Genomic DNA, 12,091 nt, shown 5'->3' on the forward strand with positions numbered 1-12,091 from the left:
ACGGGTGAGCAGCGACCCCAACCGCGCCGATCTCGGCAAAGACCCGAAGCGCGTCAGCGGAATGTTCGACCAGGTCGCCGCGGCCTACGACCGCACGAACTCCGTGCTCAGTCTCGGCAACGACCGCTTCTGGCGCGTCGCGACGCTGCGCGCGGTCGCTCCGCAGCGCGGGGAGCGCATCCTCGACCTGGCCGCCGGCACCGGCACCTCGTCGATGGCATTCGTGCCGAGCGGGGCCCACGTGGTCGCCGCCGACTTCTCGCGCGGCATGATCGAGGAGGGACGCCGCCGTCACGGCGACGTGCCGAACCTCGAGTTCGTGCAGGCCGACGCCACCGACCTGCCTTTCGCCGACGGCGAGTTCGACGCCGTGACGATGTCGTTCGGTCTGCGCAACGTCATCGACCCGCGTCGGGCCCTCCGCGAACTCCGCCGCGTGACCCGCCCCGGCGGGCGCATCGTGGTGTGCGAGTTCTCGCACCCGCCGTCCCGCGCGTTCAAGGGTCTCTACCGCTTCTACAACGACCGGGTGCTCCCGATCGTCGCGAAGGCCGTCAGCTCGAACGCCGAGGCCTACGACTACCTCAACGAGTCGATCCGCGATTGGCCCGACCAGGCCACTCTCGCCGGATGGATGAGGGATGCCGGATGGGATGACGTGGCGTACCGCAACCTCACCTTCGGCATCGTCGCGCTGCACCGCGGCATCCGTCCCGCTTCTTAACCCCTGTCAACCGTCGAGATACCGTCGGCGGGCCCTCAGCGCGCCAGGATAGGCTGAAACCGTGACCCCGAGACCGCCCGCGGCCGGCACCCGCCTGTCGGGCAAGCTGGGCCTGAGTGACCGCATCTTCGCAGGCCTGCGTTCGCGCACCCTCCTCTCCACCGTCGAGGCGGGCCTCGCCCGCGTCGAGACCGAGCTCGAGGGCGAGGTGCGCAGCGCCGACAAGCTCGCCGACGTCACCGCCCGCTACCTCTACGAGGCCGGCGGCAAGCGTGTGCGACCCATGCTCGCCATCCTCACCGCGCAGCTCGGTCAGGGCACCACGAAAGAGGTCGTCGAGGTCGCCACGGCGCTCGAGCTGACCCATCTCGGCTCGCTGTACCACGACGACGTCATGGACGGCGCCGACAAGCGCCGCGGCGTCCCGAGCGCGCAGACGGTGTGGGGCAACAACATCGCCATCCTCACCGGCGACCTGCTCTTCGCCCGCGCGAGCCAGCTCATGGCCCGCCGCGGTGAGCGCGCGATCCAGCTGCAGGCCGACACCTTCGAGCGCCTCGTGCTCGGACAGATGCACGAGACCGTCGGCCCGCAGGAGGGCGACGAGCCCGTCGACTTCTACCTCAAGGTGCTCGCCGACAAGACCGGTTCGCTCATCGCCGCGGCTGCGCAGTCGGGTGTCATCTACTCGGGTGCACCCGAGGAGTTCGAGCAGCCCATGGTCGTGTTCGGAGAGAAGGCCGGAGTCGCCTTCCAGTTGCTCGACGACGTGATCGACCTGTCGCCGGATCCCTCCGAGACCGGCAAGGTCCCCGGAACCGACCTGCGCGCCGGTGTTCCGACCATGCCGTACCTGCTGCTCGGGCACCGCTCCGACGCGGCATCCGCCGACCTGCGCGCCCGCATCGACGAAGGTCAGCAGCGCATCGCCGCCGGCGCCGACCCGTCGGTGCTCGACGGACCGCTCGCCGAACTGCGCGAGCACGACACCACGCACGAGACCCTGCGCCTCGCCCACCAGTGGTCGCAAGAGGCGATCGACGCCCTCGCGCCGCTGCCCGACGGCGCCGTGCGCGAAGCGTTGACGCGCTTCGCCCGCGCCGTGGCCGACCGCTCGGCCTGACCCTTTCCCCACCCCCCCGATCCCGATCGAGAGGAACCCATGACGAAGCTGCGCCTCGCCATCGTCGGAGCCGGCCCCGCCGGCATCTACGCCGCCGACATCCTGCTGAAGTCAGAGCGTCAGTTCGACGTCTCCATCGACTTGTTCGAGCAGCTGCCGGCGCCCTACGGCCTGGTGCGCTACGGCGTCGCCCCCGACCACCCGCGCATCAAGGGCGTCGTCACGGCGCTGCGCGAAGTGCTCGACCGCGGCGACATCCGCATCTTCGGCAATGTGCGCTTCGGCGAGGACATCACCCTCGACGACCTGAAGAAGCACTACAACGCCGTCATCTTCTCGACAGGTGCGATCCGCGACGCCGACCTCGACATCCCCGGCATCGACGCGAAGGGGTCCTACGGCGCCGCCGACTTCGTCAGCTGGTTTGATGGTCACCCCGACGTGCCGCGCGAGTGGCCTCTCGAGGCCGAGTCCGTCGCCGTGATCGGCAACGGCAACGTCGCCCTCGACGTGACCCGCATGCTGGCCAAGCACGCCGACGACCTGCTGCCCACCGAGGTGCCCGACAACGTGTACCAGGGGCTCAAGGCCTCTCCGGTCACCGACGTCCACGTCTTCGGTCGTCGTGGTCCCGCCCAGGTGAAGTTCACCCCGCTGGAGCTCCGCGAGCTCGGCGAGCTGCGCGACGTCGACATGGTCGTCTACGACGAGGACTTCGACTACGACGAGGCCTCGAAGACCGCGATCGAGACCAACAAGCAGGTCAAGGTCATCGACCGCGTGCTGCAGCAGTGGCGCACCCGCCCGGGCGCGAACAACGCCGGGGGCGAGGCGTCGCGCCGCCTGCACCTCCACTTCTGGGCGAAGCCCGTCGAGGTCGTCACCGACGACGAGGGCCGGGTGGCCGTCTTCCGCTACGAGCGCACGAAGCCCGACGCCGAGGGCGGAGTCGTCGGCACCGGCGAGATCCGCGAGGTCCCCATCCAGGCGCTGTACCGCGCGGTCGGCTACTTCGGCTCGCCCCTGAAGGACGTCCCCTTCGACGAGCAGCACGGCGTCATCCCCAACCACGAGGGTCAGGTGCTCTCGGCGGACTCGAACTCCCGACTGCCCGGCGTCTACGCCACCGGCTGGATCAAGCGCGGTCCCGTCGGCCTCATCGGGCACACCAAGTCGGATGCCATGGAGACGGTGCGCCACGTCATCAATGACCAGGCGGAGTGGTGGCGGCCCGAGCACCCCGAGGAAGAGGCCATCCCGGCCCTGCTCGAGGAGCGCGGCGTGCGCTGGACCGACCTCGACGGCTGGCACCGCCTCGACGAGCACGAGGTCGCGCTCGGCGCTCCGCACGAGCGCGCGCGCATCAAGGTCGTACCCCGCGACGAGATGATCAAGATCTCGCGCGGCGAGTAGCCCTCCCCGCTGAAGAGCCGCCCCGTCATCGCGACGCGGGCGGCTCTTCTCGAAAACGCCCGTCGTAGGCTGGGGCGATGGGGGAGTGGCGACCGGACGTCCTCGGCGACGGGTTCGAGCAGCAGACGCTGCCTCTCGGCGACGACGCCGAGGGCGAGGTCGTCGCGACGCTGATCCGCTCCCGACCGCACCCCGGCGCGCGCCTCTTCGGCGACCTGCGCGACACCGACGTCCTCTACGTGCACGGCTGGTCGGACTATTTCTTCCAGACCGACCTCGCGCGCTTCTTCACCGACCGCGGGGCGCGCTTCTACGCCCTCGACCTGCGCAAGTACGGTCGGAGTCTGCGACCCGGGCAGGCCCGGGGATACATCGCGGCACTCGACGTCTATGACGCCGACATCGGGGCGGCCCTGGACGCCATGGCCACGAAACGAGAGAACCGACGCCTGCTTCTGCTCGGCCACAGCACGGGAGGTCTCACCCTCACGCTCTGGGCCGCGCGGCATCCGGGTGTCGCCGACGCCCTCGTGCTGAACAGCCCGTGGCTCGAACTGCAGCTCGGTCCGCTCGGACGTCAGGCCCTGGCGCCGATCGTCAACGCGCGCGCCCGCTTCGACCCCCTCGGCACGCATCCGGTGGTCGACCTCGGCTTCTACACGCGGGCCCAGCGCGATCTGGGCACTCTGCCCGACAGCCCCGAGGGCTGGCGACCGCCGCAGGGTTTTCCGACCCACCCCGGGTGGCTCGCGGCGATCATCGCGGGGCACGCGCGGGTGGCATCCGGAGTCGACGTCGGCTGCCCGGCGCTCGTGCTGCTGTCGGCGAGGTCCACGCCGGCACTCACCTGGAACGACGCGATGCGCGAGACCGACTCGGTGCTCGTGGTCGACGACATCGCCCGTTCGGCGACCCGCATCGCGCGCACCGTCACCATCGCTCGGATCGATGGGGCGCTGCACGACGTGTTCTTATCCGCCCCGGATGCCAGGGCTCGGGCTTTCGACGCACTCGCGGCCTGGACGAGAGGTCTAGCGTAGAACGCGTTCGAAGGAGCTCCATGACCCCCACCGCCGCGACCGAGCGCTACCGCGCCGCCCGTGACCACCTTCTCGCCGTCCGCATCGATCCCGCCGCCGCCGCGGACTTCGTCTGGCCGAGCTTCGAGGGGGCGTTCAACTGGGCGATCGACTGGTTCGACCCGATGGCCCGCGGCAACGGCGGCACGGCGCTGATCGTCGTCGACGATGACGGAACGCACCACGAGCGCACGTTCGACGAGCTCGCGCGGCGCTCCGACCAGGTCGCCGCGTGGCTCGAGACGCGGGGTGTCCGCCGCGGCGAGACCGTGCTGCTCATGCTCGACAACCAGGTGGAGCTGTGGGAAGCCATGCTCGGCATCATGAAGCTCGGCGGCGTCATCGCCCCGACCACCACGGCGCTCGGCTCGGTCGACCTCGCCGACCGCATCGAGCGCGCCGAGATCCGCCACGTCGTCGTCGGAGCGGCGGATGCCGCCAAATTCGACGACCTGCCCGAGGGTCTCGGTCGCATCGTCGTCGGTGGCGAGCACACGGGGTGGGCGACCTACTCGGACGCCTTCGCCGTCGAGGCGGAGCCCGCGCGGCATCCGGGGACCACCGCCGACGAGCGTCTGCTGCTGTACTTCACCTCGGGGACGACCTCGAAGCCCAAGCTCGTCGAGCACACGCACTCGTCGTACCCGGTGGGTCACCTCAGCACGATGTACTGGCTCGGGCTGCAGCCCGGCGACGTGCACCTCGCGATCAGCTCGCCCGGGTGGGCCAAGCACGCGTGGAGCCTGTTCTTCGCGCCGTGGATCGCCGGGGCGACCGTGCTCGCTCTGAACTATTCGCGCTTCTCGGCGGAGCGCCTGCTCACCGAGCTCGAGAACGACCGCGTGACGACCTTCTGCGCGCCGCCGACGGTGTGGCGCATGCTCATCCAGGCCGATCTGACCGGGCGCCGCGGGTCGCTGCGCGAGGTCGTGTCGGCGGGTGAGCCGCTCAATCCCGAGGTCATCGCCTCGGTGCAGCGCGCGTGGGGCCTCGACATCCGCGACGGGTACGGGCAGACCGAGATGACCGCGGTCGTCGCCAACACCCCGGGCGCCGACCTCGTCCCGGGCTCGATGGGGCGGCCGCTGCCCGGGTGTCCGGTCGTGCTCGTCGACCCGGTGACGGGCGAGCGCGCCGACGAGGGCGAGATCTGCATCGACCTCACCGAGCGGCCCGTCAACCTCATGACGGGGTACGTGGGCGACACCGAGCGCAACGCCGAGGCGTTCGCCGACGGGCTCTTCCACACCGGCGATGTGGCGCGGCGCGATGAGACGGGCAGCATCACCTATATCGGCCGCACCGACGACGTCTTCAAGGCGTCGGACTACAAGATCAGCCCGTTCGAGCTCGAGAGCGTGCTGATCGAGCATCCGGCGGTCATGGAGGCCGCGGTCGTGCCCGCACCCGACGAGCTGCGCCTCGCGGTGCCGAAGGCCTACATCGTGCTCGCCGGCGGGCACGAGGCGGGCGAAGGGGTCGCCCTCGACATCCTGCGCTTCGCGCGCGAGCGGCTCGCCCCGTTCCAGCGGGTGCGCCGCGTCGAGTTCTTCGAGCTGCCCAAGACGATCTCGGGCAAGATCCGCCGCGTCGAGCTGCGCCAGCGCGAAGAGGCGGTGTTCCGCGGAGAGGTCGACTGCGTCGAGTGGACGGATGCCGCGCTGCGGGGCGATCGCTGACGCGCAAGCCCCTCGCGGCGTCCGTCGTCGCGTGTGAGCATCGATGCATGGAAAAGGATCAGAAGCAGCCGTTCGAGAACCCTTCCGTCGATGACGACAGCGACATGCCCTCGCGGATGGAGGAGCGCAACCTCGGTCGCGAGACCGAGCGCGAGATCACCCAGATGATCAACGGCATCGAGGGCTGACACACTCGTCTGCATGGCTGAACCGCTCGACGACGGACCGTTCTGAGAGCTGTAGAGGTCGGTGCGGCTCGCGACGAGCGACCCCATCTTCTCGATGCCGTCGGGTCAGATCGGCTCGGTCGTGCGGATGAGCCCGCAGTTCACGCACGACCACGCGACGAGGAACCGCTCGTCGTCGAGGATCTCGAAGCGCAGGGGGTCGCCGCACGTCGGGCACGTGAGCGGGCTGAGGGGCTGTTCCATCGGGCTCTCCGCGCTCACCGTGCGAAGGTCACGTGCACGACACCGGACTCGGCGACCTCCGAGGTGACGGTGTAGTCCTCGTCGAGGCCCCGCAGGTCGTCCCAGAGGCGGCCGCCGCGGCCGAGGATCACGGGGCGGACGGCCACGTGCAGACGGTCGACGAGACCCGCGGCCAGCGCGGACCGCACCGTCGACAGGCCACCGCCGACCCGCACGTCGGCGCCGTTCGCGAGATCGGTGGCCCGGGCCACGGCATCCGCGATGCTCTCCGACGAGAACTCGAACCGGGTGCCGTTGGCGAAGGAGAGGGGTTCGCGCTCGCGGTGCGTGAGCACGATCACCGGCACCTCGAACGGCGGTTCGTCGCCCCACCAGCCGCGCCAGTCGGGGTCATCGGGGAAGGAGTGCAGGCCGAACATCGCCGCGCCCATCACCTCGGCGCCGACGCCCTCGAAGTACGCGGCCGCGTACCGGTCATCCACGCCGGTCGTGCCCGCCCCCGACGTGTCGCGGAAGACGCGCTCGCGGAAGGTCTTCGTCGCCATGTAGTCGGCGACGAGTCGGCCCCAGTCCTCACCCATCGGGTTCTCGGGCGTGGGGTCGGCGGGCATCGCCACGCCATCGAGCGAGATGTTCAGATCGACGCGGACGGCCATGGCGTGCTGCCGGCGGTGAGGATCAGCGGTAGTTCGTGAACTGCAGGTCGACGTCGAGGTCGGCGGCCTTGAGCAGGCGCTGCACCTCTTGCAGGTCGTCGCGCGACTTCGACTGCACGCGCAGCTCGTCGCCCTGGATCTGCGACTTGACGCCCTTGGGGCCTTCGTCGCGGATGATCTTGTTCACCTTCTTGGCGTTCTCCTGCGAGATGCCCTCTTTTAGCGTCGAGGTGATGCGGTACTCCTTGCCGCTCTGCACGGGCTCGCCCGTCTCGAGGCTTTTCAGCGAGATACCGCGCTTGATCAACTTGGTCTGGAAGACGTCGAGCACGGCGTTGGCGCGCTCCTCGGAGTTCGCCTTGATGACGATCGAATCGCCGCTCCAGGCGATGGACGCGTCGGTGCCCTTGAAGTCGTAGCGCTGCTCAACCTCTTTGTGCGCCTGGTTGAGCGCGTTGTCGGCTTCCTGCCGGTCGATCTTGGAGACGATGTCGAACGAAGAATCAGCCATGACTCAAATCTACCGGTGGAGGGCCCGTCGCGCCGGTGTTGACTTCGGCGCCCGGCCGGCTACCGGTGCGGACGGGCGAAAGCAAGGACCCGCCGCCGCTTGTCGCGACGACTCCGCCCCGTTTAATCTGGCGACTCGTCGTGGATCATGGGGGAGGGCACGTCGTGGCAGAAGAGTACGCACCGTCGGAGGTGCCGCCGGGCTGGCATCCGGACCCGTCGGGGTCGACGCAACTGCGATGGTGGGATGGACGCTCCTGGACCGAGCACGTGGCGGCGATGCCCGGCTCTGCTCACGCGCCCGCGTCGGAGTCCGCCCCCGCGGTCTCGATACCCCCTCGAGAAAAGACGATGACGGGTGCGACCTGGGCGGTCCTGGCCGTCACCGTCCTCATCGTCGGTGGCGCCGGAGCAGGGCTCTGGTGGGGTGCCGCATCGGCCCGGGCGCAGGTCGAGGCCGAGGCCCCGGCCGTGCTCGACGGGTTCTTGTCGTCTGCCACTTCGGGTGATGCGGGGTGGGCGGATTACGTCAGCCCACAATTCGCGGCATCCGCGCCCGCCATCCCCTTGTTCGGGGATGCCGCCGCTGCGGAGGTCATCGAGCTGTCGGTGTCGGCGCAGGCCGGCCCCGTGTCGTACGGGACGAGTGCTGTTGCACGCGAGGCCTCACCCGACGGCGAGGACATCGCCTGGGCCACTGTCGACCTCACCTACTCGTTCGTTGTCGACGGGGCGCCGCAGACCGCCACGGCGACGCAGCTCGTGTGGCTGGCACGGCCGTTTTACTACGGCGACGACCAGCCGGCGGAGGCTGTCGACGGAAAGACCCCCTCGCGCGTCGGTCCGTGGCGGGTCGCGGCGATCGCCATGGCGACGCCCGACCAGCTCGACGGTCGGTCTATCGCCGCCGAGACCACGTACACGACGTCGAAGCCCGTGACCCGGTGCAAGTTGCCGCAGGATGCCCTGGTGTCGCTGGCGGAAGCAGCCCGACTGAACGGGGCGCTGGGCGGTCCGTGCATCAACGACGGGGGCGCGGTTGCCGCCGCTGAGGGCATCGATGCCGCGGAGTTGGCGTCGCAGTTGCCCGCGTTGAACTACCAATCGACCATGCCCGAGGCCCTGGGGCTCGTGGGCAGCTACGACGTTCCCGCGCCCCTTGCAGAGCTACGCATCGCCGCCGGCTCGGACGAGTACGTCTTCGTCTACGCCGTGACGGGTGCGGGAGGACAGCGGACCTCCACGAGCGACGCGCGACTGATTGCCATTTCAAAGGCGGAGACCCGATGACGCAGACGCACATGACCGCCGACGTCGATTCGGCAGCCCCTCGATCGCGGCGTCGGTCTGCGGCGCGGACCACGCAGTTCATCATCGCCGGCCTCGGCGTCTTCGCCCTGGTCATGACGGGGCTCTACGCCGTCGTGTCGTGGCCGCGCTCGCCCGAGAGCGGACCCGTCGCCGACTTACCCGCGCGGGGGATGCCGTGGATGCCGTTCGATGAGCAGTCTCCCGACGACATGCTGTGGCTCGGCGTGAACGACGCCATGCGGAACAAGGATCGAGACGCCCTGCTCTCGTTCGCCAGTGGGGAGGCGGTCGATCAGCTCGCCCGGTGGTGGGACAACACGACGGCGATCGGATGGGACACCGCGGTGATGACCCCGAGCTGGGTCGACCCCGAAGACGACACCAAGGCCTACGTCGTGCTGGGGGCTCAGTTCGGCTTCGCCGCCAAGCCGCTACGCGGGAGCGGCAACCGGGATTCCGATCTGCAGCTGGTGCAGGGACTGACGTACATCGTGACGCTGAGCCCGCTCCCCGAGGAGCAGCGGTCGATCGACAAGTACTACAACGATGACGGCACGCTCAAGGAGCAGGAGCCGGTCGCAGCGCGGAAGATCACCTCTCTCACGCCGGCCTACCACCCCAACCCCTGGGACGAGGGCGACCTCCACGTCGCCAAGCGCGATCACGTCGTGCTGTTCGGCATGGCCGATGAGGCTGCGCTGGTCGACGCGACCGCCGACGAGGCCGAGCGGTCGGCCGTGACGGCGATCGAGACGGTCCGCTCGATGGGAGGAGAGGTGCCGCAGGAGGGGTTCGTCTCGGCCATCACCGACGACCCGGATCGCGTCACCCGGTGGCAGTTCGGTTCGAGCTCGCCATGGGATCTTGACGTGGCCGGCTTCGCACGCCCGACGCTGCGTCCTCCTTCCACGGAACCGTGGTTGGACGCGCGGATCGCTACGGGTGACGCCACATCGGGCACCATCGTGGTCATGGGTCCGCTCAGTGCCGATCAACGACCCGAGACGTTCGTCCACGAGTTCGCGCACGCCCTGCACAACACCGGCGCACCCAGCAGTCTTGACAGGCCCCCGCGTGCCGTGATGGAAGGCTTCGCGCGATACACCGAGTGGCAGGCGGGGCTGAGTGAGCCGTGGTACACGGACCCCGAAGTGCGCGCGGCGGTAGCGGAACGCGGAGCAGACGCCTTCGACGATGAGTCGCTCACGAGCGCGAACGGCTCGATCGCCTATGAAGCGGCCGGGTCGTACTACGTCTTCGCCGCGGAGAAGGGGTATTCCCCGTGGGAGATGGCGCTCGACGCCAAGCGGGGGTTCGCCGGTCTGGTCGGCTACTCCGAGCTCCACGACGACATCAGCATCCCCGCCTGGCAGCAGTGGCTGGCGGCCCAGTAGGAGCGGCGCGCTCGTAGACTCGGATGCCATGCGAGCACTCACCGAAGAAGAGGTGCGGGCGGCGTTCGTGAACGCCGCGCCCGAGGAGCTGCGAGTGGTCGAGCTCCCGCACGATTTTCTGCTGACCGACTGGGACCACCTCGACTTCTTGGCGTGGCGTGACCCGCGCACCCGCGGCCGCGGCTACATCGTCACCGAGCGGGACGGCGAGCCCACCGCGATCGTGCTGCGCGCGGCCGAGGGGCAGTCCCGGGCGCGGTCGGCGATGTGCAACCTCTGCCACACGATGCAGCCGGGCGATCAGGTGTCGCTGTTCACCGCCCGCAAAGCGGGCGTCGCGGGCGAGCACGGCGACACCGTGGGGACCTACATCTGCGCCGACATGTCGTGTCATGAGACGGTGCGCCTGGCCGCCCCGCTCGCTCCGAGCGAGATCCGCGCGAGCGTCGACCGCAAGATCGACGGCACCAAACGCCGCACTGAAGACTTCGTCTCCCGCGTGCTCGACGCCGCCGAGGTGTCGCGGTGACCGGTCGGGTCGTCGTCATCGGCGACGCGCTGATCGACGAGATCCGCGACGAGGCCGGGGTCCGCGAGTTCGTCGGAGGAGCGGGACTGAATGTGGCCGTGGGTCTCTCGCGGCTGGGGGTGCCGGCATCCCTCATCGCCATGGTCGGAGACGACGACGCGGGGGAGCAGATCCGCGCCTTCCTCGACGAGCACGATGTCGACCTGCTCGCCAGCCCCGCGGAGCACGGGTCGTCGCGCGCCGTGAGCACGCGCTCGCCACAGGGTGAGCCCGTCTACGTCTTCAACGAGGCCGCCCAGAACCGTCGCGTCGCCTACGGTGACGCCGAGCGTGCGGCGATCGCCGACGCCCCCATGGTCGTGGTCAGCTGCTTCCCCTTCGACGACGCTCAGCAGACCGACCTGCTCATCGAGGCCACGGCCTCCGCCTCGACCCCCCTCGCGATCGACCCGAACCCGCGCAGCGGCATGCTCCGCGATCGAGCCGAGTTCGTGCGGGGGTTCGAGAAAGCGGCATCCCGCGCCCTGCTCGTCAAAGTCGGTGAGGACGACGCGCAGCTGCTCTACGGGACGCCGCTCGACGAGCTCCGCACGAAGCTCGTGGGCCTCGGCGTGGGGGCCGTGCTCGCGACCTACGGCGCCGGCGGGGCCGCGATCGACGCGGGGGAGACGACCGTCTCGCGAGGGATCTCCGATCTGCCCGGGCGCATCGTCGACACGATGGGCGGCGGCGACGCCGTGCTCGCCACCACCGCCGCGCTCGTCAGAGACCGACTCCCCGCGGACGCGGAGGAGTGGGATGCCGTGCTCGCGCGCGCCATGGATGTCGCTGCCGCGACCTGTCGCCACGAGGGTGCTCTGCTGCGTACGCCCGAGTGACGGCGTCGATGGTTTCGAGCATCCCCCGGGGGATAGTAGAGTGGTCTATCGCGCCTCCGGTCGACTGAACAAGCCGGACGGGTGCGCACCTGGCGAGTTACCCAAGCGGCCAAAGGGATCTGACTGTAAATCAGACTGCATTGCATTCGGGGGTTCGAATCCCTCACTCGCCACCGCTTCAATAGACTAAGAGACGCCTCATCGAGAGATGAGGCGTTTTCTTTGCTCATTTCCCCACGAAGCCCTGATAAATCAGGGTTTCGTGGAGTCATGCCGGTACTGCGAATGGTTAAGGGACTCAGTTCATAGAAATGGGTGACACGCCGCCAACTGCGTAACAAACTGCGTACCACGGCACCTGTCC

The 12,091-nt window shown here is 69.3% G+C and carries 13 protein-coding genes, 1 tRNA gene and 1 pseudogene; 12 read left to right on the forward strand and 3 right to left on the reverse strand.

What is annotated here, in order from left to right; all coding sequences use genetic code 11:
• Window positions 1-4 precede the first annotated feature (4 nt).
• The 6 genes from QBE02_RS13675 to QBE02_RS13700 all read left to right on the forward strand — a co-directional run bounded on the left by QBE02_RS13675 (window position 5) and on the right by QBE02_RS13700 (window position 6,206).
• The gene (locus tag QBE02_RS13675) at window positions 5-724 is read left to right on the forward strand and encodes a demethylmenaquinone methyltransferase (protein WP_279366210.1); all 720 of its coding nucleotides are present in this window, start codon (window positions 5-7) and stop codon (window positions 722-724) included.
• 61 nt (window positions 725-785) lie between these two features.
• Entirely contained in the window at window positions 786-1,847 is a 1,062-nt protein-coding gene (locus QBE02_RS13680) for a polyprenyl synthetase family protein (RefSeq protein WP_103205878.1), read from the forward strand.
• A 39-nt stretch (window positions 1,848-1,886) separates the two neighbouring features.
• Window positions 1,887-3,260, forward strand: coding sequence for an FAD-dependent oxidoreductase (locus QBE02_RS13685; RefSeq protein WP_279366211.1), 1,374 nt, complete (start codon window positions 1,887-1,889; stop codon window positions 3,258-3,260).
• Between the two features lie 77 nt (window positions 3,261-3,337).
• Entirely contained in the window at window positions 3,338-4,300 is a 963-nt protein-coding gene (locus QBE02_RS13690; protein ID WP_279366212.1) for an alpha/beta hydrolase, read from the forward strand.
• Between the two features lie 20 nt (window positions 4,301-4,320).
• A complete protein-coding gene (locus QBE02_RS13695) occupies window positions 4,321-6,018 on the forward strand; it encodes an AMP-binding protein (RefSeq protein ID WP_279366213.1) in 1,698 nt (565 codons plus the stop codon).
• Window positions 6,019-6,065: 47 nt separating this feature from the next.
• On the forward strand, window positions 6,066-6,206 hold the full coding sequence (locus tag QBE02_RS13700; protein ID WP_279366214.1) for a hypothetical protein: 141 nt from the start codon (window positions 6,066-6,068) through the stop codon (window positions 6,204-6,206).
• Window positions 6,207-6,311: 105 nt separating this feature from the next.
• On the opposite strand, the gene QBE02_RS13705 is transcribed toward QBE02_RS13700, so the two are convergent.
• Genes QBE02_RS13705 through QBE02_RS13715 form a run of 3 tightly spaced genes read right to left on the reverse strand, consistent with a single transcriptional unit; the run spans window position 6,312 to window position 7,616 of the window.
• Entirely contained in the window at window positions 6,312-6,449 is a 138-nt protein-coding gene (locus tag QBE02_RS13705; protein ID WP_279366215.1) for a hypothetical protein, read from the reverse strand.
• Between the two features lie 14 nt (window positions 6,450-6,463).
• Complete coding sequence (locus QBE02_RS13710; RefSeq protein ID WP_279366216.1) at window positions 6,464-7,105, reverse strand: dihydrofolate reductase family protein; 642 nt, start codon at window positions 7,103-7,105, stop codon at window positions 6,464-6,466.
• A gap of 22 nt (window positions 7,106-7,127) precedes the next feature.
• Window positions 7,128-7,616, reverse strand: a complete 489-nt coding sequence (locus QBE02_RS13715) for a YajQ family cyclic di-GMP-binding protein (RefSeq protein WP_056223933.1) — start codon at window positions 7,614-7,616, stop codon at window positions 7,128-7,130.
• Window positions 7,617-7,807: 191 nt separating this feature from the next.
• Between QBE02_RS13715 and QBE02_RS16255 the strand changes: the two are divergent.
• The 6 genes and pseudogenes from QBE02_RS16255 to QBE02_RS13740 all read left to right on the forward strand — a co-directional run.
• A pseudogene (locus tag QBE02_RS16255) lies at window positions 7,808-7,897 on the forward strand (DUF2510 domain-containing protein); the annotation flags it as partial.
• Between the two features lie 69 nt (window positions 7,898-7,966).
• Window positions 7,967-8,905 (forward strand): hypothetical protein, encoded by a 939-nt coding sequence (locus QBE02_RS13720; RefSeq protein ID WP_279366217.1) that lies wholly within the window; start codon window positions 7,967-7,969, stop codon window positions 8,903-8,905.
• Window positions 8,902-10,320, forward strand: coding sequence for a hypothetical protein (locus QBE02_RS13725; protein ID WP_279366218.1), 1,419 nt, complete (start codon window positions 8,902-8,904; stop codon window positions 10,318-10,320). The genes QBE02_RS13720 and QBE02_RS13725 overlap by 4 nt, the downstream gene beginning before the upstream one ends.
• A gap of 28 nt (window positions 10,321-10,348) precedes the next feature.
• Window positions 10,349-10,849, forward strand: a complete 501-nt coding sequence (locus QBE02_RS13730; RefSeq protein ID WP_279366219.1) for an FBP domain-containing protein — start codon at window positions 10,349-10,351, stop codon at window positions 10,847-10,849.
• On the forward strand, window positions 10,846-11,727 hold the full coding sequence (locus QBE02_RS13735) for a PfkB family carbohydrate kinase (protein WP_279366220.1): 882 nt from the start codon (window positions 10,846-10,848) through the stop codon (window positions 11,725-11,727). The genes QBE02_RS13730 and QBE02_RS13735 overlap by 4 nt, the downstream gene beginning before the upstream one ends.
• Before the next feature lie 91 nt (window positions 11,728-11,818).
• Window positions 11,819-11,900: transfer RNA gene (locus QBE02_RS13740), tRNA-Tyr, on the forward strand.
• Window positions 11,901-12,091 lie beyond the last annotated feature (191 nt).

The organism is Microbacterium testaceum (assembly GCF_029761935.1).
Lineage (GTDB): Bacteria > Actinomycetota > Actinomycetes > Actinomycetales > Microbacteriaceae > Microbacterium > Microbacterium testaceum_A.

Bases quoted from the DNA above. Each gene is read 5' to 3' on its own strand.
- QBE02_RS13695 (WP_279366213.1), top strand. From the start codon at position 4,321: ATGACCCCCACCGCCGCGACCGAGCGCTACCGCGCCGCCCGTGACCAC.
- QBE02_RS13700 (WP_279366214.1), top strand. From the start codon at position 6,066: ATGGAAAAGGATCAGAAGCAGCCGTTCGAGAACCCTTCCGTCGATGAC.
- QBE02_RS13710 (WP_279366216.1), bottom strand. From the start codon at position 7,105: ATGGCCGTCCGCGTCGATCTGAACATCTCGCTCGATGGCGTGGCGATG.
- QBE02_RS13725 (WP_279366218.1), top strand. From the start codon at position 8,902: ATGACGCAGACGCACATGACCGCCGACGTCGATTCGGCAGCCCCTCGA.
- QBE02_RS13730 (WP_279366219.1), top strand. From the start codon at position 10,349: ATGCGAGCACTCACCGAAGAAGAGGTGCGGGCGGCGTTCGTGAACGCC.
- QBE02_RS13690 (WP_279366212.1), top strand. From the start codon at position 3,338: ATGGGGGAGTGGCGACCGGACGTCCTCGGCGACGGGTTCGAGCAGCAG.
- QBE02_RS13720 (WP_279366217.1), top strand. From the start codon at position 7,967: ATGACGGGTGCGACCTGGGCGGTCCTGGCCGTCACCGTCCTCATCGTC.
- QBE02_RS13705 (WP_279366215.1), bottom strand. From the start codon at position 6,449: ATGGAACAGCCCCTCAGCCCGCTCACGTGCCCGACGTGCGGCGACCCC.
- QBE02_RS13715 (WP_056223933.1), bottom strand. From the start codon at position 7,616: ATGGCTGATTCTTCGTTCGACATCGTCTCCAAGATCGACCGGCAGGAA.
- QBE02_RS13685 (WP_279366211.1), top strand. From the start codon at position 1,887: ATGACGAAGCTGCGCCTCGCCATCGTCGGAGCCGGCCCCGCCGGCATC.